This is a genomic window from Oceanobacillus iheyensis HTE831 (genome assembly GCF_000011245.1).
Classification (GTDB): domain Bacteria; phylum Bacillota; class Bacilli; order Bacillales; family Amphibacillaceae; genus Oceanobacillus; species Oceanobacillus iheyensis.
In genome coordinates this window covers 1-23,909 of sequence record NC_004193.1, presented here as the reverse complement: position 1 = coordinate 23,909, position 23,909 = coordinate 1, and the positions used below count along the sequence as shown (strand labels likewise).

Below are 23,909 nucleotides of genomic sequence, written 5' to 3'. Positions count from 1 at the left end.
GACAGACTAATCTTTTCCTATATTACTAAAACACCTCCTCCTTATTATTCATTTATTTCATTAAAATTTCCGACGAACTCATCTAAAACTATGATTTATATACTGAATTTTTACTACTATTATTCATTTTTCTGTACAAGTATGAGAAATTTTTTACAAAAATTCTTATCACAAAACAATACTGCTAAACACTTGGTCCAACCATATAAACCTTCATTAATTTCTATTGACAATGTAACTAAATCATCATTGCTTGAATGAATTGATAGTTTGAGTTTCTTTATTAAAGGAAAATGAATAGTTGTAATCGTATTTCAAGGAGCGATATTATGAAATTGAACTCCACTGAAATAACATTGCTACTTAGAGACTTATTTTATCTAGAAAAGTTGAAATCATCGTTACATTATTTAACAAAAGAGCAACTTACACAACTTAACGATCAGATTGATGAACTAAAAATAGCTCTGAAGCAATTAAAGTAGCAATGTTTGAAATGTGCAACTCACATTTCGGCTTATAAATCCAATCTATAACCTTAGGTTTATTGTAGATTGGATTTATAGCTTTTTCTCCCTACAAAGCATTTTTAATAAGAAAACAATCTATATTTGATTATTCAGAATTATTATATTACTAAGTTCTTCATTTAAGTATAAAACTTACTCCTCTTCTCTTACTTTTTTATATAATTCTTCAATTAGACCGTTCGTTTTTGATGAATCAATCCCCCTTCTTACCGCAGTTTCAATAACAATATAAAGAATAAAATAAAAAACTAAACTAAGTATTATAATTAAACCGAAAGAAATTTCCATTTTGTTTTAGCCCTCCAAAATTTAGTTGCTCTGTAAGGATTTTCTCTCAATAGCTTATAAAGAAATTACGAATAATTCAAATTATTATAAATAAAATGCAGTTCTATATGATAAAATATTTCTCATATACCTAACTATTGGGAGGGGGATGGGAACTTGAAGAAATCAAATATTAACTTACTTATCATCGGTGTTATAGTTGCAGTTATTTGGGGCTATTTCGCTGATTTAAAAAATGGAGAATTAGGCTGGTTTATAGGAAGGATTATATTTATACCTTCATTTGTATTACTCATAAACAACCTTCATATATTTAAAAACTCAGATTCTAACACAAACAATTAATTTTTACAGTTAATCGAATGATTGAACTTATATACGATCCTGCCAATTGTATTCGAAACGCCTCCTGTTGCTTCGTTCCAACCCCATTTTTTTCTTTCAATCCTCCATAAATTCTTCAGGTGTTTCCCACTCTATAACTAGATCATTAATAAATGATTCGAAGTTACCTTCTAGCACTTCATATTGTTTTCCATCAGCTATTATACTGTTAGAGTTATAGTCATAAAAATAAGTAGCATAAATCGTATGAATTGTCATTGTATTATCAAGATATAATTCTTTATTCGTTATCTTTTCTTTTAATTCTATTTCCTCCATCTTTGAAACCACTAAACTCAAAAGTTCCTCTTGTTCAATAGTTGCCCAAAAAGATTCATTTTTGTCAATGTCGTTTTTATCAATTACAATATGGGTAATTTCATCTACATCGTTTAAATCGTTGTCCAATAACGCTTTAAAATTCGTTTTAGAAGAAAGACTATACCAAATAAAAGCACTGATCCCGATAAGAATAACGATTATTACTACAATAAAAATATTCTTTTTCTTCATAATACTCCCCCTAATGATAAGATTATAATATTTATTTCTGGTAATTGATCAATGCTCCGGTTTTCGTACACAATAATCTTATTTTGACTGATATTTAGAATGAAATTCAAGAAAGGAGAGAATTCGTTTTGCTAGAGGTAATTATATTCACATCCATTATTATAATAATAGTATTTTTAGCTTTAGTTAGCGCTTTAAAAGACGAATCCAAACAACATAAAAATAATAAACGCTAATCTAATTGCCAGATTTTAAGAATGTGAAATAATATTGAAAATAATACACTGTTTGTGAAAAAGAAGTTATCTGAACATGGCGAGATGACATAATAATAAAACTTAGAAAACAACGCCCCCGGCAGGATTCGAACCTGCGACACACGGTTTAGGAAACCGATGCTCTATCCCCTGAGCTACGAGGGCATAAAAGGTAATAACAGAAGCTATTATACTAAATACTCCACTATTTGAAAAGCTGACAAATCACTGAATATACTACCCTTTTTAATTTTCATTTTTTTTAACCAATGTGAAGAAAGCAATGAAACCGATCAGCGATGTTGTAAACAATATCATCCCCATCGGCACGGCAGATGCTTCATTAATACCCGCAAGCGGAGAAAATAACGCACCAAGTAACATTGGAAGCATGCCTAATACCGCACTCGCACTTCCTGCACGATGCCCTTGTTTAGCCATACCTAAAGTAAATGTACTTGTAATCGTCATCCCCATCGTAATCATGTATATAAAGATTAAAATCACTAACGACGCTAATGGTCCTTTTATAATTGTCATTAGTAAAAGCAGGGAGGTTGCAGTAAGTGCAATAGTAACTGCTGTCTGTAGAAGTTTTTTCTCTGAGACAATATCACTCAATCGTCCGATGAGAAAGCTTCCAGTAATAATTGCAAGTCCATTGATTCCAAATAAGACACTGAATACCTGTGGTGAAACACCATAGATATCTTGATATACAAATGGCGTACCGGATACATATGCGAAACTTCCTCCATGCACAAATCCAACCACTAATGCATAGCCGATAAACGAACGATCCTTGAGTAAACTCCCCATCGTTTTCACAGAAGAACCAATTGAACTCGGTATACGTTTTTGTGGAGGCAATGTTTCTTTTAATTTTATGGCAACGATGAGAACAATTAAAATGCCAATTATTGCAAGGAAATAAAAGATAGATTGCCAATTTGTAGATGGAATAGCTAATATTCCTCCACCAATCATTGGTGCTATCATTGGTGCTATCGCATTAATTACCATTAAAAGAGCGAAAAACTTTGTCAGCTGTTTGCCTGTAAATACATCACGTACAACTGCACGAGATAACACAACTCCTGCTGATGCAGTTAACCCTTGCAAGAACCGTGCAACAATTAGTGTTGAGATATTAGGCGAAAAAGCACAAAGAAGCGAAGATAAGGCAAATAAGAAAGTCGCAATTAATAATGGTTTTTTCCTACCTTGTGCATCACTTATCGGTCCTACTACTATTTGACCGACAGCTAGTCCAATTAAACACGCAGTCAAACTAAATTGGACAAGGGTAGCACTAACGCCGAAATCTGAAGATATCCCTGGAAAGCTTGGCAAATACATATCGATATTAAGCGGACCTAAAAAAGCCAGTAATCCTAGTAATAACGCTAACCCAATCCGCGCTTTTCCAGTAGGGTTATGTAAGATTGAATTTGATTTTTCCTGATGTTTGAGAGAAATAAGCAATCACTCCTTAATGGAAGAATTTTAATCGTCCATACGCTTCCTGTCAAGAAATGTATACTATTTGTTGTCTTGTAGTAGATAATGTCGATTTATGGTAGAATAAGTAGCGTGTTTTATGTCTGTGGGAAATAGGAGGGAAACCAATGACAGATATGCCTTTTATTGCCATCGAAGGACCGATTGGTATTGGAAAAACATCCTTAGCAAAAAAACTATCCGACCACTTTGAATTTCATTTACTTAAGGAAATTGTCGAAGAAAATCCATTTCTAGGAAAATTCTACGAGAATATCAGTGAATGGAGTTTCCAAACGGAAATGTTCTTTCTATGCAATCGTTTCAAACAACTCGAAGATATTAATAAAGACTATTTACAACAAGAGCAGCCAGTGATTGCTGATTACCATATAACAAAAAATATGATCTTTGCGAAGCGTACATTACAACAAGATAAATTAGAGAAATACGAAAAGATCTATCAAATATTAACAGAGGACATACCAACACCAAATATACTTATTTATATTCATGCAGATTTAGATACGATTCTAAAACGAATTCGTATGCGTGGACGTGAGGTTGAGCAGCATATTGACCCAGAATACTTACGACAGCTTTCTGCTGATTATGAGGCATTTATGTTGGAATTTGAACGTACACATCCTCATATCCCTGTATTGCGTATTAATGGAGATCAAATGGACTTTGTTCAATATCAAGATCATTTAGAACAAATCATTGGTGATGTCGAAAGCCTTATTAACGAACAATGTAGGGCTTTACCGTCTAACTAATCAAAAAAGGGAGTTACAAAATGAACTTACGTGAAAAATACCAAATTCCAAATGACAGCATTATAACCATTGCAGGAACAGTTGGAGTTGGAAAATCAACAATGACCAATGCATTAGCAGAGGCATTACACTTTAAAACTTCATTTGAAAAAGTGGATTCTAATCCCTATTTAAGTGATTTTTATAATGACTTTGAACGTTGGAGCTTCCATTTGCAAATCTATTTCTTAGCAGAACGCTTTAAAGAGCAGAAAAAGATTTTTGAATATGGTGGCGGATTTATTCAAGATCGTTCTATTTATGAAGATACCGGTATTTTTGCTAAAATGCATTACGATAATGGAACCATGAATCCAACTGATTACGATACGTACAAAAGCTTATTTGATGCGATGGTAATGACGCCGTATTTTCCACATCCGGATTTACTCATATATCTAGAAGGATCTTTTGATGAGATCGTTTCACGAATCAAAAGTCGTGGGCGTGATATGGAGAAGAATACTCCAATTGAGTATTGGGAAGAAATGTATCGCCGATATAGTGATTGGATAGATAACTTCAATGCTTGTCCGGTGTTACGAATTAACATCTCGGATTATGATTTAATGAAAGAAGATGATTCCCTAGCGTTAATTTTAGAAAAGATAGGGCGCTCCATTCAACTTTCTAGAAAATATAAAAAAGGTGAAATTATCACCAACTAATAAAGAGGTGGGTCGGGACATAACCAAATTATTTGGTCAAAAGGCGGATGATAGATAAAATAAGCGTAAGAAATATACGGAGACTCCTTGAAAATCAAAAAACGATTTTCTGCGTGCGATGTAATGCTGTCGCAGTCTTCCTTGTCCTGTGGGAGCAAGGCCTAGGCGAGACACCGGAATGCGGAGCATCCGGAGGCTCACCAGCCGCCTTAGGATAAGCGCAGTATATTTCTGAAGCGGGTTTCCAATACCCATTCATTCGATTTCTCTTTTGATTAAATACTTTTGTCTCGACCTCTTTTTATTTCTTATCTACCTTTTTTAATTTTGTCCGATACGGGAATAGTGAAACGTGTACAAGTACCAATATAACAGAAATAAGTATAATTAAGCTTGTCGATAAATCTAATAATAAAGCAACCATTAACACAATTGGGATTCCAAATAACGTGATCCAGCTACTTTTATTATCGGATTGGTAATAATTTTCTTCTCCACAGTGTGAACATATCATACGGGGTTTAAAAATATTTTTAAACGTTTCAGCATAACTCCACTGTGCACCACAATATTTACAGGATGGTGTTTGCATGGTTTTTCTCCCTTCATGACTTGGCAGCAAGTTCCATGGAACGTTCTCGTGCCCTCTGAACACAAGACTGGACAATTGATGCAAAATCTTCACTCATTAATTGCTGGACACCGGCTTCGGTTGTTCCACCAGGACTTGTAATATTTTTTCGAAGTGTTATTGGGTCTCCAGATAATTCTAACATTTTTCCTGCACCGATAACGGTTTGAGCTATTAATTGAGATGCCATTTCTGCATCCAAACCTGCTTCTACAGCTGCTTGTTCCATCGCTTCGACCATATAGTAAAAGAATGCCGGCCCACTGCCAGCGATAGCCGTAACCGTATGCATATCTTTTTCTTTAATAATTGTAGTCATACCAACAGTTTGAAATAATTGTTCTGCAACTGCTAATTGCTCATCAGTAACATAGGATCCTTTTGCAATGGCGGTAGCTGAATATCCAATTAACGCAGAGGTATTGGGCATGGTTCGAATCACTGGTATCTCTTTTTCTAAAATCGCTTCCATTCTTTCCGTTGTAAGTCCTGCAATTACAGAAATCACCATTTGATCAGGACGAATGTATTCTTTCATAAAAGATAATGAGGTTGCAGCGTCTTTTGGTTTCATCGCCAAAATGATAATATCTGCTTGTTTAATGACTTCTTGTTTATTCGTATTTCCTTGAATGTCATAGCCTTCTTCTATTCGTTTTAATCGGTTTATATCACTTTTATTGGTTACGAGTATATTTTCATTTGGGACAATTTGAGCTTTCGTAATTCCAGAAATAATCGCTTCTGCAAGCGAACCTGCTCCCATAAATGCAATCGTTTGATTCATACTCAATATCCTCCTTATCAAGATAGGTTTCAGTCATTTATAAAGGTTGAAAAAAGGTTACATACATGCTGTATATGCCGAATAGATATTACTATTTTAGATGATCTCACTGCCTCCCCACTATTTACAGAAAGCGAATAAAAAAACTGATTACACATCCTTAGTCAAAGGACGGAATCAGTTATCCGCGGTACCACCCTTAATGGTATTATATCACCCAGCTCCATTGATATCGCAGTTCGCTGCGGTTAGCATTACACTAACATACTCCCGGGTAGGTTCATACAGGTAATTGTAGGAATCTTCCAGCCCATGGATTCCATTCTCTACATACAATTATTCAGCTATATTACTTGCCCGTTCCTCGTATTTGTTTACTTAGATTGATTTGTACTATAAGGCTTTCCTAATGTTTTGTCAAGATACGCTCTTATCAAATTACATTATTAACAATAAAACCCCGTTGCAACTGCAACGGGGTTTTTTATCTCCAATATTTATGCGCTAATTTAAAAATGGAGGAGGTAGAGGGATTCGAACCCCCGCGCGGTTTGACCCGCCTGTCGGTTTTCAAGACCGATCCCCTTTCGAGCCAGACTTGGGTATACCTCCCTGAACACAAGAAATAATATAACATGCTTTTTCGAGCATTGTCAACAAAATATAGTAAAAAAATTTATAAAACCTATTTTTTTATATACTCTCTTGATCTAGGGTGTGTTTAACCGAAGATCAAGAGAGCGATTTATTATTAGTTTACCCAATAATTTCTTTTCCACCCATGTATGGACGTAAAACTTCAGGTACGACGACAGTACCATCTTCTTGCTGATAATTTTCTAAGATTGCTGCTACTGTACGTCCAATCGCTAAACCAGAACCATTTAATGTATGCACAAATTCCGGTTTCCCATTTGCTTCACGTCGGAAACGAATACCTGCACGTCGTGCTTGGAAATCCTCAAAATTAGAGCAAGAAGAAATTTCTCGGTAAGTTTCTTGACTTGGAATCCATACTTCAATATCGTATTTCTTCGCAGCGGTAAATCCTAAATCTCCTGTACACATACTCATTACGCGGTATGGAAGTTTTAACAGTTGTAATACTTTTTCTGCTTCCCCTGTTAACCTTTCTAATACGTCATAAGAGTCCTCTGGTTTTACGAAATTAACTAGTTCTACTTTATTAAACTGATGTTGGCGAATTAATCCACGTGTATCGCGTCCAGCAGATCCAGCTTCAGAACGAAAGCTAGCACTGAATGCTACATACTTTTTAGGGAGGTCATCGATTCCAAGTATTTCTTCTCGATGATAGTTAGTCACTGGTACTTCTGCTGTTGGAACCATAAAATAATCCCATTCTTCTAATTTAAACGCATCCTCTTCAAATTTAGGAAGCTGCCCTGTTCCAGTCATACTTGAACGATTTACAATGTATGGTGGAAGCATTTCTTGATAGCCATGCTCATCTGCATGTAAATCCATCATAAAGTTCCATAATGCTCTCTCTAGTCTTGCACCTAAGCCTTTATAAAAAACAAAACGACTTCCTGTTACTTTACCCGCACGCTCAAAATCTATAATGTCTAGATTTGTCGCAACATCCCAATGAGGTAGTGCTTCAAAAGCAAAATTAGGCGCCTCTCCCCATTTTCTTGCTTCAATATTATCTTCTTCATCTTCACCAACAGGAACGCTCTCATGAGGCAAATTTGGAATCGACAGCATGATTTGTTCTAGTTTTTCTTCAATATCCTTCAATTGTTTATCCAGTGTAGCAATTTCTTGGCCAACTTCTCGCATCTCTTTAATTGCAGGTTCAGCATCTTTTTTCTCTCTTTTAAGTTCAGATATTTTCTTTGTAGCTTCATTTCGTTGAGCCTTTAACTTCTCTGTTTCTGCAATTAATTGACGACGATTCGTATCTAGTTCACCAAATTTATCTAAATCTGCTAAATCTTCTCCACGATGCTGTAAACGTTGCTGTACTTCTTCAAAATTTTGGCGTAGATATTTCATATCTAACATGTTCTAATTCCTCCTTTAATATATAACAAATCAAAACAAAAAACTCCCGTCCCTGTAAAAAGGGACGAGAGTATTAATTCCCGCGTTGCCACCCTGATTGAAGGCATATTAATACCTTCCGGCTCTACTAACTTTTAACGGTGTCTGCCGTGCTTACTTACAGAAACAATTCTTTCATAAGCATGTTCAAGGATGGATTCATTATAGTTGAACGTCAATTTCCACCAGCCATTGACTCTCTATAGAACAAACTATCACTACTATTTCCTATCGTTACATTTCTACGTTTATTATGGTATATCATAATCAATTTTTACCAACATTGCAATACCTTATACACAAGTTAATAAGATTGCCTAATTAGTTTTTATTCAAGACCGGAAATTTAGCTAAATAAACCTTTAATCCAATCAACGGCACTTGTAAATATATTTACAAAGAAGTCTCCAATTGCTTGTAGTGTCAGCATAAACCAATTTGATTTCTCCACTGCTTCATCCGTTACAAGCGTGAATTCTCCAGTATTTGAACCGGCATCACTAATATATCCATAATCTTCTGTTTCACCATCATAGACAAGCTTCGCTGTTCCAATTGCTTCATTCGCTTCTACAGGAGCAACTAATTCACCATCTTCATTCAATCGATCTTGATCTATGTTATATTCTAAATGATATAAATCTTTTTCATCTGCTTTAATAGGTACACTCACACTATCTTGAAGTGATATCGACACTTGATCTTCTTTCCCTTTTGCTACTGGGATCGTTTCATGTCCTTCTTCTTGATAGCCTGCTGAGAATAGCTCTGTATTTTCAAAATTAGAGAAACCATAGTCTAATAATTTTGCTGTCTCTTCAAATCGTTCTGTTTCACTTCCGGTTTTCATTACAACCGTAATTAATCGTTGTCCATTACGTTCCGCAGTTCCTGTAAAACTATAACCAGCTAAATCCGTAAAGCCGGTCTTTAACCCATCGACACCTTCATAATAATACGATGCTAGATTATCTCCTTCATGTGGTAACATATAGTTCCAGTTATTGATGGTCTGTCCACCAAAATCGGTTTGCGGAATGCTAGAAATTTCTAATGCTTCTTCATAATCATTAACTAAATGATAGCCTAATAAAGCTGCTGAACGTGCAGATAGTAGATTCGTATCGTTCGGGTTTGTTCCCTCCGGATAATTATCACCTAAATCTTCATTATCTAGTCCAGTAGAGTTTACAAACTTAAATTCTTGTAAGCCCATCTCTTCGCCTTTTTCGTTCATCATTTTAACAAATTCAGATTCAGAGCCAGCAATTAGTTCTGCTAATGCGATCGTTGTTGCATTATCAGAGTTAATCGCCATCGCTTCATATAATTCTTTTACTGTATATTCCTGCTGTTGTCTTAATCCAACACCGGAAAAAGAATTATTTGCGGATATACTATATGGATAATCACTAATTTCTGTTGTTGTATCCCATGTGATATCGCCGTTTTCAATTGCTTCCCAAACAAGATATTCTGTCATCATTTTTGTCATGCTAGCAGGAGGTAACGCAACATCAGGATTTTTTGCATACAGGACTTTTCCTGTTTCACCATCCACGAGTATTGCTGATTCAGATTCTAGGTCTAATTCATTTGCTTGGACAGTTGTAGTGGCTGTCAACATGGATGTAAATACGAGGATGCTTGCTACCGCTAACAGTAAAACTTTGTTAATTTTATTTCTCAATTTCTTGTACCTCCATCATAAGTATCGCTATATTACATAATACTATGTATTCTGCTTAGCACCTATCATATTTTAACATAGCAGTAATAAAAAAAATAGATGAGGATTGTCCCCCCACCTATTTTAATCTAGGAATATGGCAATTATATGGCAAAGTGAAGTTTATTTACATTTTTATTAAAAAATGATGATATTCATTTTACCGTACAATTTGTTTTCAAAGAAGTTTAGCTTATAAAGTATAGTTTGGTGCTTCTTTCGTAATTTGAACATCATGCGGATGACTTTCACGTAAACCTGCATTTGTGATACGAATAAATTTACCATCATTACGAAGGGCCTCAATTGATTTTGTACCACAGTATCCCATACCAGAACGAAGGCCACCAACAAGCTGATGGAACGTGTCACTTAATGGTCCTTTATAAGCTACACGACCTTCAATACCTTCTGGTACAAGTTTTTTGTTTTGTGATTCACTTTGGAAATAACGATCTTTGGAACCAGCTGCCATGGCGCCAACTGAGCCCATTCCACGATATACTTTATATTGACGTCCTTGGAAAATTTCTGTTTCTCCTGGGCTTTCCGATACACCTGCGAACATGCTTCCGATCATAACTGCATGTGCACCAGCTGCTAGAGCTTTTACAATATCGCCGGAGTACTTAATTCCTCCATCTGCAATAACCGGAACACCATACTCTGCCGCAGCTAAAGCACAATCATGAACTGCAGTGATTTGTGGTACCCCTACTCCAGCTACAACACGAGTTGTACAAATAGATCCAGGTCCAATTCCTACTTTAACTACCGATACACCTGCTTCGATTAATGCTTTAGTTCCTTCTGGGGTAGCTACATTACCAGCAATGATTTGAAGGTCTGGATAGGCTTGACGTACTTTTTTCAATTGTTCTAATACACCTTGTGAATGTCCATGAGCTGTATCGATAACGATTGCATCAACACCAACACTTACAAGTTTTTCAATACGTTTCATTGCATCTCCAGTTACTCCAACAGCCGCTCCAACAATTAATCTACCTTGAGCGTCTTTTGCTGAATTTGGGAATTCAATGACTTTCTCAATATCTTTAATTGTTATAAGTCCTTTTAATATATTTCGATCATCTACAAGTGGAAGTTTTTCAATTTTATATTGTTGAAGTAATTTTTCTGCTTCCTGTAACGTTGTTCCAACAGGAGCCGTTACAAGATTTTCACTTGTCATTACTTCTGAAATAGAGATCGAATAATCTTGTATAAAACGAAGGTCACGATTCGTTAAAATGCCGACAAGCTTTTGTTCTTCAATATTGTTTACAATTGGAACACCAGAAATTCGAAATTTACCCATTAAATGCTCTGCATCGTAGACTTGATGTTCTGGAGTTAAAAAGAATGGATTCGTAATAACACCACTTTCAGAACGTTTTACTTTGTCTACTTGTTCTGCTTGATCTTCAATCGACATATTTTTATGAATAACACCAAATCCACCTTGACGTGCCATTGCAATCGCCATTTCTGCTTCTGTAACTGTATCCATGCCAGCACTTATAAATGGAGATTTTAATTTTAACGTAGAGGTTAATTCAACACTTAAATCTACTTGATTTGGCAATACTTCTGATTTTGCAGGCAATAACAATACATCATCAAAGGTTAATCCTTCTTTTGCAAACTTGTCTTCTCTCATTTTTACTTCCTCCTTTTAAATTTGAATTCCCATATTTCAACCGCTTTTGCAGTTCTAACTACATGCGGTAATATCATTTTCTAGGCATGAATAATGCCAGTAATCTCGCTCAAACTAAAAGTATTAACAAAGCTATTTTTATATACATTACTCTATATTTTTCGCTTTTTCAAGAAGATAAATATGTAAAAAAAGAAGAACTGTAATTCTAAATATTATGATAGTTATGGGGTTGGATAATGATGGAAACAAATCAGTTGTTTACACATTTAAGTGCGCAAGAAAATGCACAGTCATTTTTACGTACATGTTATCAAAATATCGATGAACAAACGAAAAAAAGCTATCAAAATGGCCCGACTTTTATGCACTATCTTCAACACGGGTTACAGTTTTATAAGAATGGCGAAGAAAGCAGCCCCATAGTAAGACCCGTTCTTTATTTTTATGGCATGGTTCATCTCTTAAAAGGATGGTTACTTACCAAGCGTCCGGATTACCCTGAAAGTACTGCATTACTTGCCCATGGAGTAACGTCAAGAAAGCGAAAGCGAAAGGATTATCAGTTTTTTGAGGATGAAGTAAAGATCCAACAACAAGGACTCTTCCCTTATTTTGTTAGACATATATATCAATTCAATCCTTTTCCTTTGGAGAAGGCTTCCATGCGGTTATTATTAGCCAATATTCCTGAATTACAGGTGTTATGGAACTATCAACAACGAGAAACATTAATTGATGTAGGAGAAATTAATAACAAGCAATTAGTATTTCCAACGTCGATACTAGATCATTACCATTTAACTCGAAATGCATTTGTACATCGCATTCGTCCTTTCCTCCCACCGATCAAAGAGGTTAAGGAAGAGAGGACTTTGTTTAGAATCGATTTACAAAACGTAATAATGCAAGCCGATGGTCCATTTTTTGTCCATATGGATAATCAACGATTGTATTTTCCTACATCTCGGGATATTTACTTTCCATACTCCGAAATAATCGCTCATTATTTAATTTTGTATAATTTGAGTATGCTTTGTCGTTATGAGACAGAATGGTGGGGAGAGTTAATGGTATCAAAAGAGGATAGGGCTTATCCAATGATTGAACATTTTTTAGAGGTAACCAGAAGGAAAATCCCTTATTTAATAGAAAAAGAGCTCCATTCTATTTATTCCGATTGTAACGGCAAGTAAGTACCCTCTTTTTGAATACAATAGAGGGACTACAAACAACAAAATAGAATAGGCTCATCATTTTAACCAAGTATCTTATCAATATATAGTTCAGGAAGCTGTTCTAATGAGAATATATCATCACTGTCATTACTTTTTACGATTGGGCGTGTTGGCTCATGTTTATTGACAAATACTACCTCACCAGCAACGCCATTATTTAATACCACCTTGGAATTTTCTAGCCAGTTGGAGAAGATATTCATAAATGTATTCACTACATCTGGATCATATAAGCGAATCGTGCTTACATGTAATTCTTCTATTACATTCACGATATTCCTTGCCTTCCGATAACAGGTTGTTGTCGCCATAGCATGATAGGAATCCGCAACTGCTATAATTCGAGCGTAAGGATGTACTTTATTCAGAGTCATGCCTAATGGATATCCTTCTCCGTTTCCTCGTTCATGATGCTGCAGGACAGCTAGCTGAACACCGCTTGTTAAAGAAGGAAGATCTTTAATCATGACATAACTTGTTTGCGGATGTTTTTTGATATTTTTGAATTCTTTTGACGTCAAAGGACCTTGTTTTTGAATTACATCTATATCCAACTTTGCCATCCCACAATCACAAAGGACACCAGCTAATCCAACTTGGATCCATTCACCTCGTCGATACCCCATTTCTTTCGCGATGAATGCGGATATCAATGAAGTTGCTACACTATGATGAAAAATGTATTCTTCAGTTCGCGCAAATTGATGCAGGGAAAAAATCACGTTGGCATCTAATTGCTCTAATTGTTCTAGCAAGGGAATAATAGCATTTCGTAAATCTGGGATAGAAACAGGCATGGATTGTTGCCATTTTAAGAATTGATCTTTATAGGCACTTACCGCTTTCCTATACTCTTTCAAGAAAAATCCGTTTCTCTTCTCTTGTACTGAATGAGAACGAATATTATCTTCTGCTTCTTCTTTTGAATGTTCGTTTACTTTATTACTTGGTTTATTGTCAGTTACTAATGTATCTATATCGACAGTATCAATAAGGAATTTTTGAATTATTTGAATGTCATTTTCCGTGAGTTCTGTCCCTTTTAACGCAATTGGCCGGTTAGATTTTCCGATAATATCTTTTTGTAACACATAGCCAGGCATGAGATGTGAAGTCTTCATTTTCATATAACATTTCCCCCTAAGATAGACAATATGGAAGTGCTGCCTCTATCAAAATAAGAGACAGCACCATTAATTATTCCTTATCTTCGTTTGTCTCTGTTGATGGATCCGTTGTTTCTCCTTCTACTACTTCAATATCCTCGACATCTTCTTCATCATCTTTTTCGATACGAGTAACTGTAGCTACTTCTTCACCATCCTGCAATCGAATTAAGTGAACCCCTTTTGTATTTCTACCTGTTTGTGATATGTCCTGCACTTGTATTCGGATTAATACACCGGCAATGGTAATTAACATTAAGTCTTCGTCACCATTTACTGCCTTAACTGCAACAACATTTCCCGTCTTTTCATCGAGTTTACAAGTAAATACCCCTTTACCACCACGATTAATACGACGGTATTCTGATTCATCGGTTTGTTTACCGAATCCTTTGTTGGTAACGTGAAGAATTTTAGATCCTGGTTCAATAATTTCCATGGAAACGACGACATCATCGCCTCGTAAAGAAATCCCTTTAACACCTGCAGCCGTTCGTCCCATCGAACGAATCTGTGTTTCTTCAAAACGAATGAGATAACCGTTCTTCGTTGCTATCATCATTTCTTTTTGTCCATCTGTCAGACGAACGGATATTAATTCATCTTCTTCTCGAAGGCCGACTGCAATTAATCCACCTTTACGGATATTACGGAATTTCTCAAGAGATGTACGTTTTGCAATTCCGTGTTTGGTCGTAAAGAATAGGTACGCTTCTTCATCAAATTGATTAACGGATATAACAGCATTCACCCATTCCCCTTTTTCCACTTGAAGAAGATTAATAATTGGTATGCCTTTCGCAGTTCGGCTGAACTCCGGAATTTCATACCCTTTCGCCTTATAAACCTTCCCTTTGTTGGTAAAGAAGAGGATCGTATCATGTGTAGATGTAGATACTAAATGTTCTACAAAATCATCCTCGTTAGTACCCATACCTTGTATTCCACGTCCCCCACGTTTTTGTGTGCGGTACGTAGATGCAGGTAATCGTTTGATATAACCTTGATGAGTTAACGTTATGACGATATTTTCTTCTGGGATAAGATCTTCATCTTCAAAGAATCCTGCGCCACCTGCTACGATTTCTGTTCTTCGATCTTCTTTATACTTTTCTTTAATCTCCGTTAATTCTTCACGGATAATCTCTAATACTTTTTCTTCATCCGCTAAAATTGCTTTTAATTCTTCAATCAAAGCCTGCAGCTCTTTATATTCATCTTCAATTTTCTCTCGCTCTAATCCCGTTAAACGTTGAAGACGCATATCCAAGATAGCTTGTGCTTGTTTCTCACTTAATTTAAATCGTTCCATTAAACCTTCGCGAGCAATATCAGCTGTTTTAGAACTACGGATTAACTCAATTACCTCATCCAAGTGATCCAGTGCTATACGTAGACCCTCTAAAATATGTGCACGTGCCTCTGCCTTATTTAATTCAAATTGCGTACGACGTTTTATGATGACTTTTTGATGCTCTAAGTAGTAGCTAAGACATTGCTTTATATTAAGTACTCTTGGTTGCCCATCTACAAGTGCCAGCATATTGATGCCAAATGTAGTTTGTAGGGACGTATGCTTATATAAATTATTAAGTACAACATTCGCATTTGCATCACGTCGTAATTCAATTACAATTCGCATTCCATTACGGTCAGATTCATCGCGAAGATCAGTGATACCTTCTACTTTCTTATCACGAACTAATTCTGCAATTTTTTCAATCAGTTTTGCTTTGTTAACTTGATAAGGTAATTCTGTGACAATAATTGTTTCTTTATCATTTTTACCTTGTTCGATATTTAACTTCGCACGAATGGTAATAGATCCTTTACCAGTCTCATATGCTTTTCGAATACCGCTCCGGCCTAATATTTGACCAGCAGTTGGAAAATCAGGACCTGGAAGATGATTTTCCATTATTTCGTCTATCGTAATGTCAGGATTTTGACTAATAGCCAGTACAGCATCAATCGTCTCCCCTAAATGATGAGGGGGGATATTCGTCGCCATACCAACTGCAATCCCAGATGTACCATTTACAAGTAAATTTGGAAAACGTGCTGGAAATACAACAGGCTCTCTTTCTGTACCGTCATAGTTATCTTGATAATCGATCGTGTCTTTATTAATATCACGGAGTAATTCCATGGAAATTTTGGACATTCTAGCTTCTGTATAACGCATAGCTGCTGCTGAGTCACCATCTACGGATCCGAAGTTTCCGTGTCCATCGACTAACATATATCGATAGCTAAAAGTTTGCGCCATACGTACCATCGTTTCGTATACTGCGGAATCACCATGTGGGTGATATTTACCAATAACTTCACCAACAATACGAGCTGACTTCTTATATGCTTTATCTGAATGCATACCTAAGTCGTTCATCGCATATAGAATACGACGATGAACTGGTTTCATTCCGTCACGCACATCTGGTAATGCACGAGCTACAATTACACTCATCGCATAATCGAGGAATGACGTACGCATCTCATTACTAATATTAATTTCCGATACTCTCGGACGATTTATATCTGCCATTCTTTCATTACCTCCCAATCACTAAGCACACTAACTTAGTGATTTCCTTCAATCGATCTTCTATCTAATCATTCATATTTGGACATGGTTAAATGTCTAAGTTCTTCACATATTGTGCATTTTCTTCGATAAAGATTCGACGTGGCTCTACTTTATCTCCCATTAACATATCGAATACTTGGTCAGCATCGATTGCATCGCTTAATTCTACTTGCAGGAGTGTACGAGTATCAGGGTCCATTGTTGTATCCCATAATTGATCTGCGTTCATTTCTCCTAAACCTTTGTATCGCTGAATATTAGGTTTTGGTGCTTTAGGAATTTCATTTAATATCCGATCCAATTCTTTATCGTTATACGCATAATTCACCGTTTTTCCTTGCTTCACTTGATAAAGTGGTGGTTGCGCGATGTAAATATAGCCTTGTTCAATCAGTGGACGCATATATCGGTAGAAGAACGTTAATAGCAATGTTCGAATATGCGCACCATCTACGTCAGCATCCGTCATGATAACGATTTTGTGATATCGTGCTTTACTAATATCGAATTCTTCGCCAACACCGCTTCCTAGCGCTGTTATCATAGCTCGTACTTCATTATTAGATAAAATACGGTCCAAGCGTGCTTTTTCCACGTTTAAAATCTTACCTCTTAGTGGGAGGATTGCTTGGAAATGGCGATCCCTACCGGATTTTGCAGAACCTCCAGCTGAGTCCCCCTCTACAATATATAGTTCACTTATAGCGGCATCTCGTGAAGAACAGTCAGCTAACTTACCAGGTAAATTAGAAATCTCTAAGTTACTTTTACGACGTGTAAGTTCTCTTGCTTTTTTAGCTGCAAGCCGTGCTCGTGACGCCATCAATCCTTTTTCGACAATAATTTTTGCTGTGGAAGGATTTTCATATAAAAACTTAGAAAATGCTTCAGAAAAGACTCCATCTGTTATTGCACGAACTTCACTATTACCGAGTTTCGTCTTTGTTTGTCCTTCAAATTGTGGATCTGGATGTTTGATAGATACGATTGTTGTCATTCCTTCACGAACATCGTCACCGGAAAGATTAGAATCTCCATCCTTAATTAAACCGTTTTTCTTTGCATAATCATTTATTATACGTGTCAAACCGCTACGGAATCCGACTTCATGTGATCCACCTTCATACGTATGGATATTATTCGCGAATGAGTATAAATTGCTTGCAAATCCATCATTGTATTGAATAGCTACTTCTACAGAGATCCCTTGGTCTTCTCCTTCTGCAAAGAAGGGCTCATGAAGAACTTCTTTATTTTTATTAATAAATTCAACATAAGAACTTATACCGCCTTCATAGTGGTACGTCACTTGTTCTCTATCCGTACGTTTATCTTCGATAGAAATTTTTAATCCTTTATTTAAAAATGCAAGCTCACGAAGACGTTGTTCCAATGTATCAAAGTTATATTCTGTTGTTTCTGTGAAGATTTCTGTATCTGGTCTAAAGTGAGTTACAGTACCAGTAATATCGGTATCTCCAATCACCTTAATTTCTCCATCTGGAACACCTTTTTTGAACGACAGGAAATGAACTTTCCCATCACGATGTACATACACTTCTAATTCACTAGAAAGTGCATTTACAACCGATGCCCCTACACCGTGTAATCCGCCAGAAACCTTATAACCGCCTCCACCGAATTTTCCGCCAGCATGTAGTACAGTCATAATTACTTCAAGTGCGGGTCTTCCAGTTTTTTGTTGGATATCAACTGGAATACCACGTCCATTATCCTTTACTGTAATACTATTATCTTCTTCAACCACTACTTGAATATGGTCACAATAACCTGCTAATGCTTCATCGATACTATTATCGACAATTTCCCAGACTAAGTGATGAAGCCCTTTTTCACTAGTAGAGCCAATATACATACCAGGTCTTTTTCTAACTGCTTCTAATCCTTCAAGAACTTGTATCTGATCTGCACCATATTCTTGGTTTTCCGTAATTTTATCTTCCATAGACATTTTCTCACACTCATTTCTGTTGAAATACACTTAAATAGGAGACCGATTTTATCGATGTCCTTCTATTCGGAAGCTTTTGCAATAAATAACTTGATTTAGCTTGTAGATTCCTCAATCTTCGGGAATTTGAAACTCCGCTCTAGAAATATATCCCGCTTATCCAACGGCGGCAGATAAGCCTCCGGTTGCTAACGCAATCCAGGGTCGGAGAATTTCATTTTTCTATCTATATTTAACGATTAAATGGATAGTTCATCTGAATAATCATCCAATTTATTAATCGTGGACATCATACTTGAACGTTTTTTTAACGTTGCAACGGACAATGAGCTAAAATACACATGATCTTCCGTTAGCATAATTGATTTAGCATGTTTCCTTGGGCCAGAGACTTTTTTATTTTTTTTCCAAGCCTCCATCATTTCATCAACAATGGAAGATGACGAAAGTAGATTGCAATCAATAATGGCAACGATCTCCTTTGTTCGAATGACATTTCCGTTTCCAATATGGATAAACATAAATCGTCACTTCCTTTTAAATTATTTTCTGCTAATTAATTCACTACACCATCGGTAACTCTAAATAACTCAGCTTGTTGTAATGTTTCATGATGAATACCTTCAACACTTGTCGTTGATACAAATGTTTGTACCTTACCTTGAATAGTATTAAGTAAATGAGATTGACGATAATCATCTAATTCACTTAATACATCATCTAGCAGGAGGATAGGATATTCTCCAACCTCTTGATAAATCAGCTCAATTTCCGCTAGTTTAATCGATAAAGCAGTTGTGCGCTGCTGACCTTGTGAACCATATGTTTGCACATCTTTTCCATTTACAAAGAAAATTAAATCATCTCGATGCGGGCCAGCTAAAGTCGTTCCACGCTCAATCTCCTTTTGCTTTACCTCTGCGAACTTCATTTGATATATATTACCTATTTTTTCCTTATTTGCGTCTTCTGATACTTCAATACTCGGACTATATTGAATTTCGAGTTGCTCTAATTCTCGACTTATTCCTCTATGAATCGGTTGAGCCCATTTTCTTAACAATTCTAAGTAAATAAAACGTCGTTCCAATAAAATAGAAGCATGCTCAATCAATTGATCGGTTAATACTTCTAACATGGTCGTATCGGAATTAGGTTTTCGTTGTAATTGTTTTAATAAATGGTTGCGTTGCTTTAATACTTTTTGATACTGCGCTAAATGATAAATATAGGTTGGTTGTATTTGACCAAGTTCCATGTCCATAAATCGTCGTCGAATTTGGGGAGCACCTTTGACAATTGTCAGATCTTCTGGAGCAAACATCACGACATTCACCGACCCAATATAGTCGCTTAAACGATGTTGCTCAAGGTGATTGACCTTTGCTTTTTTTCCTTTGGAAGTTATGGAGATTTGCAAGGGAATAGACTGATTTCTTTTTGTAATTCTACCTTCTATTTTAGCATAATCTTTGTCCCATTGAATTAATTCTTTTTCTCTAGGAGTTCGGTGACTCCGAGCAAATGATAGAACGTAGATAGCTTCCATTAGATTTGTTTTACCTTGAGCATTTTCTCCGATAATCACATTAATTTGATCATCAAATGCTATCTCCAATTGGTCATAATTTCGATAATTCGTTAGTTCTAATTTTTCAATATGCATGTTTAGTCCTCTTTAATCACGATATATGAACCAATGCCTTGGATTTCAACGACATCCTTTGGATATAACTTTCTTCCACGTCTTTGCTCGAGATGACCATTTACTAAGGCACCTTCTTCTTGAAGAAAAGTCTTTACCATTCCTCCAGATTCCAAGAAATTTAATAGCTTAATCAATTGCCCTAAAGTAATATACTCCGTGTCGATTTGTATTTGTTCGTGCATGTTTATCACCAAATTCTTTTTATATTTTAAAACCGGATACACTTTAAAAGTCTTATATATCTATTCTACTAAAGATTTGCTCGAAAAGGAAGTTTACCTCTCAAAATATACAAAAACGTCTTAAAAACCCTTAATTTTGCATTTTAAATTTATCTCCCTCCAAATTTAGGATGCAATTTTATTCTCACCTTTACACTAAATGAAAAAAAGCCCTTTCGTTGAAAGAGCTTCTTCCCATATTATTTAGATTAATTAATAGGTTCTAACAGGTAAGATAAGTTGTAGAATAGAATCATCCCCAACTGGTCGGATAATAAATGGTCTCATTGCGCCAGTAAACTCAATTTGTACTTCATCATATTCGATTGCTTTTAGTGCATCAATCATATATTTAGAACTAAATGAGATCTTCACATCTTCACCTTCCATTTGGTCAGCTGTAATTTCCTCAACAACGTTTCCTACTTCTGGCGAATTACTGGAGATTTCAATCATTGAATTACCAGGTGCATTAAACTTTACGACATTATTTCTTTCTTCTTTCGCCAATAAGGAAGCACGATCAATTGTCCCTAATAATTCTTTCGTTTTTAATTGAATTTTTGTCTTACTTTGCTCAGGGATTAATCTAGAAGTTTCCGGATAATTTCCATCAAGCAGTCTTGAAAGGAAGTTTAAGTGCTTCGTACGGAATAAAATTTGATTATTAGTCACACTAATTTCTACCGTTTCTTCAGAATCCCCAAGAATTTTGTTTAATTCATTGAGACTTTTTCCAGGTACAACAATTTGTGATATTTCGATTGGTGCATTAGAAACCGGAATTTCTCTTCTTGCTAAACGATGACTATCCGTTGCAGTAAATGAAAGTGAGTTATCCACAAGTTTCAAGTTTACACCGGTTAAAATCGGTCGAGTTTCCATTGTGGATACTGCAAATACAGTTTGCTTAATCATACTTTTTAATAGATCAATCGGTAATTCAAAACTATTTTCTGTTTGAACTTTTGGTAGCTGTGGATATTCTTCAGCACTTTGTCCATTTAAATTAAATTCTGCTTTTCCAGAAGTAATTCTTACGTTCAATTGATCATCTACTACAATATCAACCGTACTTTCTGGTAATTTCCTAACTATATCCGGAAAATATTTTGCTTGAAGTATAATTGTACCTTCTTCAATATTTTCCACATGAACAATACCGTCTTCTTCAATTGGAATATAATACTCAATTGAAATATCCGAATCACTTCCTGTTAAAGTAACTCCATGATTTTTCACTTCTATTTTCATGCCTGTCAAAATTGGAATTACCGTTCTTGCAGAAATGGCCTTCATTACATTTGATACACCATTAATTAACTTATCTCGTTGGATTGTAAATCTCATTTTAGTTCCCTCCTAATTTGGAAGTTATATTTATTATTTTTATTTATAAAATACAGTAATAATAATAATAGGGCCTGTGATTATGTGGATAACTATCATTATTACACTTTACTAAAGGTTTTCCACATGTGGATAAACTGTGCATGAGTGAGACACGTTTTACACAGTATACACATGGGGATATCTTTATATCGACTTAAGCTTTTCTTTTAGTTCTTCGATATCTCTATCTAATTCCGTATCTTGTTCTAGCATTTTTGATATTTTTTCATGAGCATGAATGACAGTTGTATGATCTCGACCGCCAAACTCTTCTCCGATCTTTGGTAAAGATGCATCGGTTAATTCTCTCGATAAATACATCGCTATTTGTCTAGGAAATGCAATAGATTTTGTCCGCTTTTTTGCAGCAAAATCTTCTAAACGAATGTGGTAGCGTTCTGCAACAATTTCTTGAATAGCTGGTATGGTAATTTCTTTTGGTTTACTACTAGGAATAATATCCTTTAACGCATCCGCTGCTAATGAAGCATCGATATCTTGATTAACTAATGATGAATAAGCTACCACTCTAATTAATGCACCTTCTAGTTCACGGATATTTGTATTAATTTGATTTGCAATATAGAGCATGACTTCATTTGGTATATCGAGTCCTTCTGCTTTTGCTTTCTTATTAAGAATCGCAATTCGTGTCTCTAAGTCTGGAGGAGTAATATCAGTAATTAATCCCCATTCAAAACGAGAACGTAATCGGTCTTCTAATGTTGGAATTTCTTTTGGTGGTCGATCACTTGAGATAATAATTTGTTTACTTTCACCGTGCAATGCGTTAAATGTATGGAAAAACTCTTCTTGCGTCGATTCTTTTCCAGCAATAAATTGAATATCATCAATTAATAAAACATCAATGTTTCGGTATTTATTACGAAAATGATTGGATTTATTATCCATGATTGCGTTAATAAATTCATTTGTAAATTTTTCGGATGTTAAATAAACGACTTTAGCATTCGGATTATGGTCTCGTACATAATGACCAATAGCGTGCATTAAATGTGTTTTACCTAATCCAACTCCCCCATAAATAAATAGAGGATTATATGCTTTTGCAGGTGCTTCAGCTACCGCTAATGAAGCAGCATGAGCGAAACGATTACCAGCTCCAATGACAAATGTATCAAAAGTATATTTTGAGTTAAGCATCGATTTTGGTGAGTCACCTGTATCTGTAGACTGCTTTGGTTTTGGCATAGGCTTTTGCTCTTCTATTTCTTCTAATGAATCAGGAATGATAAATTTTGTATTTAATTCAGATCCTGTAACTTCAAGTAGCATCTGAGAAATTAAGTTCGTGTATTGATTTTCTAACCAATCTCTTGCGAATTCATTTGGAGCAGAAATAATTAGTGTATCTTTTTCTAATGCTTCTGCTTTTGTATTTTTAAGCCACGTATCAAAGCTAGGTTTACTCAATTTTTCTTCAATTTTTTTTAATGTAGCGCTCCATAATTCTTCAATATTTTCCAAAGTAGTGCTCACTCCTTTCCTAATTTAATCATGACAGAAAAAGCCTCTCTCAATCTAAAATAGATGGAAAGGCATTATTATCTTTATCTATGTACGAAGCATAGATGACAAACTAAATTTTTAAATCATTCGTAGTCAGAAACCGGCTACGACCAGCGTAAGCGCCTAGAAACGAGGCAACTTCAAGAAAATTCAGCAATGACGAGCTGCTGAGGCTCTAATTCAAAGAAAAATGTCCCTAAAAACAGGTGGGAATTTGCCCAAATTAGTATGTTTTTTACGCTGATTTTTTTGAAAGT

General features: G+C 35.6%; 21 protein-coding genes, 2 tRNA genes and 1 other annotated feature. Of the genes, 5 read left to right on the top strand and 18 right to left on the bottom strand.

Going from position 1 to position 23,909, the window contains the following annotated elements:
* Positions 1 to 329 precede the first annotated feature (329 nt).
* Positions 330 to 485 (top strand): hypothetical protein, encoded by a 156-nt coding sequence (locus OB_RS18345; RefSeq protein WP_160162340.1) that lies wholly within the window; start codon positions 330 to 332, stop codon positions 483 to 485.
* Positions 486 to 662: 177 nt separating this feature from the next.
* Here OB_RS18345 and OB_RS18455 read toward each other — a convergent pair whose 3' ends face one another.
* On the bottom strand, positions 663 to 818 hold the full coding sequence (locus tag OB_RS18455) for a hypothetical protein (RefSeq protein WP_011064422.1): 156 nt from the start codon (positions 816 to 818) through the stop codon (positions 663 to 665).
* Between the two features lie 156 nt (positions 819 to 974).
* On the opposite strand from OB_RS18455, the gene OB_RS00110 reads away from it, so the two are divergent.
* The gene (locus tag OB_RS00110) at positions 975 to 1,163 is read left to right on the top strand and encodes a hypothetical protein (RefSeq protein WP_011064421.1); all 189 of its coding nucleotides are present in this window, start codon (positions 975 to 977) and stop codon (positions 1,161 to 1,163) included.
* A 96-nt stretch (positions 1,164 to 1,259) separates the two neighbouring features.
* On the opposite strand, the gene OB_RS00105 is transcribed toward OB_RS00110, so the two are convergent.
* The 3 genes from OB_RS00105 to OB_RS00095 form a co-directional block, all read right to left on the bottom strand.
* The gene (locus OB_RS00105) at positions 1,260 to 1,715 is read right to left on the bottom strand and encodes a hypothetical protein (RefSeq protein WP_011064420.1); all 456 of its coding nucleotides are present in this window, start codon (positions 1,713 to 1,715) and stop codon (positions 1,260 to 1,262) included.
* Between the two features lie 349 nt (positions 1,716 to 2,064).
* Positions 2,065 to 2,137, bottom strand: a tRNA-Arg gene (locus tag OB_RS00100).
* Positions 2,138 to 2,218: 81 nt separating this feature from the next.
* Positions 2,219 to 3,418: a Bcr/CflA family efflux MFS transporter gene (locus OB_RS00095; RefSeq protein WP_041544397.1), complete on the bottom strand. Its 1,200-nt coding sequence runs from the start codon at positions 3,416 to 3,418 to the stop codon at positions 2,219 to 2,221.
* Positions 3,419 to 3,600: 182 nt separating this feature from the next.
* Here OB_RS00095 and OB_RS00090 point away from each other — a divergent pair, with 182 nt between their 5' ends.
* Complete coding sequence (locus OB_RS00090) at positions 3,601 to 4,251, top strand: deoxynucleoside kinase (RefSeq protein ID WP_011064418.1); 651 nt, start codon at positions 3,601 to 3,603, stop codon at positions 4,249 to 4,251.
* Positions 4,252 to 4,271: 20 nt separating this feature from the next.
* A complete protein-coding gene (locus tag OB_RS00085; RefSeq protein WP_011064417.1) occupies positions 4,272 to 4,958 on the top strand; it encodes a deoxynucleoside kinase in 687 nt (228 codons plus the stop codon).
* Between the two features lie 301 nt (positions 4,959 to 5,259).
* On the opposite strand, the gene OB_RS00080 is transcribed toward OB_RS00085, so the two are convergent.
* The 6 genes from OB_RS00080 to guaB form a co-directional block, all read right to left on the bottom strand.
* On the bottom strand, positions 5,260 to 5,550 hold the full coding sequence (locus OB_RS00080) for a TIGR04104 family putative zinc finger protein (RefSeq protein ID WP_011064416.1): 291 nt from the start codon (positions 5,548 to 5,550) through the stop codon (positions 5,260 to 5,262).
* Between the two features lie 13 nt (positions 5,551 to 5,563).
* Positions 5,564 to 6,376, bottom strand: a complete 813-nt coding sequence (proC, locus tag OB_RS00075; RefSeq protein ID WP_011064415.1) for a pyrroline-5-carboxylate reductase — start codon at positions 6,374 to 6,376, stop codon at positions 5,564 to 5,566.
* Between the two features lie 516 nt (positions 6,377 to 6,892).
* Positions 6,893 to 6,988, bottom strand: a tRNA-Ser gene (locus OB_RS00070).
* 144 nt (positions 6,989 to 7,132) lie between these two features.
* Positions 7,133 to 8,407: a serine--tRNA ligase gene (gene serS / locus OB_RS00065; RefSeq protein WP_011064414.1), complete on the bottom strand. Its 1,275-nt coding sequence runs from the start codon at positions 8,405 to 8,407 to the stop codon at positions 7,133 to 7,135.
* 57 nt (positions 8,408 to 8,464) lie between these two features.
* Positions 8,465 to 8,690: a binding site (T-box leader), on the bottom strand.
* Between the two features lie 102 nt (positions 8,691 to 8,792).
* Complete coding sequence (locus OB_RS00060) at positions 8,793 to 10,136, bottom strand: serine hydrolase (RefSeq protein WP_011064413.1); 1,344 nt, start codon at positions 10,134 to 10,136, stop codon at positions 8,793 to 8,795.
* Positions 10,137 to 10,368: 232 nt separating this feature from the next.
* Positions 10,369 to 11,838, bottom strand: coding sequence for an IMP dehydrogenase (guaB, locus tag OB_RS00055; RefSeq protein WP_011064412.1), 1,470 nt, complete (start codon positions 11,836 to 11,838; stop codon positions 10,369 to 10,371).
* A gap of 239 nt (positions 11,839 to 12,077) precedes the next feature.
* Between guaB and OB_RS00050 the strand changes: the two genes are divergently transcribed.
* Positions 12,078 to 13,034: a YaaC family protein gene (locus tag OB_RS00050; RefSeq protein ID WP_152023676.1), complete on the top strand. Its 957-nt coding sequence runs from the start codon at positions 12,078 to 12,080 to the stop codon at positions 13,032 to 13,034.
* Positions 13,035 to 13,096: 62 nt separating this feature from the next.
* On the opposite strand, the gene OB_RS00045 is transcribed toward OB_RS00050, so the two are convergent.
* The 8 genes from OB_RS00045 to dnaA form a co-directional block, all read right to left on the bottom strand.
* A complete protein-coding gene (locus OB_RS00045; protein ID WP_011064410.1) occupies positions 13,097 to 14,203 on the bottom strand; it encodes an HD-GYP domain-containing protein in 1,107 nt (368 codons plus the stop codon).
* A gap of 70 nt (positions 14,204 to 14,273) precedes the next feature.
* Positions 14,274 to 16,787: a DNA gyrase subunit A gene (gene gyrA / locus OB_RS00040; RefSeq protein WP_011064409.1), complete on the bottom strand. Its 2,514-nt coding sequence runs from the start codon at positions 16,785 to 16,787 to the stop codon at positions 14,274 to 14,276.
* Between the two features lie 88 nt (positions 16,788 to 16,875).
* Positions 16,876 to 18,801: a DNA topoisomerase (ATP-hydrolyzing) subunit B gene (gene gyrB / locus OB_RS00035; protein WP_011064408.1), complete on the bottom strand. Its 1,926-nt coding sequence runs from the start codon at positions 18,799 to 18,801 to the stop codon at positions 16,876 to 16,878.
* A gap of 239 nt (positions 18,802 to 19,040) precedes the next feature.
* A complete protein-coding gene (gene remB / locus OB_RS00030; RefSeq protein ID WP_011064407.1) occupies positions 19,041 to 19,322 on the bottom strand; it encodes an extracellular matrix regulator RemB in 282 nt (93 codons plus the stop codon).
* A gap of 35 nt (positions 19,323 to 19,357) precedes the next feature.
* Positions 19,358 to 20,467 (bottom strand): DNA replication/repair protein RecF, encoded by a 1,110-nt coding sequence (gene recF / locus OB_RS00025; RefSeq protein ID WP_011064406.1) that lies wholly within the window; start codon positions 20,465 to 20,467, stop codon positions 19,358 to 19,360.
* Between the two features lie 2 nt (positions 20,468 to 20,469).
* Positions 20,470 to 20,691, bottom strand: a complete 222-nt coding sequence (gene yaaA, locus OB_RS00020) for a S4 domain-containing protein YaaA (RefSeq protein WP_011064405.1) — start codon at positions 20,689 to 20,691, stop codon at positions 20,470 to 20,472.
* A 252-nt stretch (positions 20,692 to 20,943) separates the two neighbouring features.
* Positions 20,944 to 22,080 carry a DNA polymerase III subunit beta gene (gene dnaN, locus OB_RS00015; protein ID WP_011064404.1) on the bottom strand — a complete coding sequence of 379 codons (1,137 nt, stop codon included), beginning with the start codon at positions 22,078 to 22,080 and terminating at the stop codon, positions 20,944 to 20,946.
* Between the two features lie 186 nt (positions 22,081 to 22,266).
* Positions 22,267 to 23,610 carry a chromosomal replication initiator protein DnaA gene (gene dnaA / locus OB_RS00010; RefSeq protein WP_011064403.1) on the bottom strand — a complete coding sequence of 448 codons (1,344 nt, stop codon included), beginning with the start codon at positions 23,608 to 23,610 and terminating at the stop codon, positions 22,267 to 22,269.
* Positions 23,611 to 23,909 lie beyond the last annotated feature (299 nt).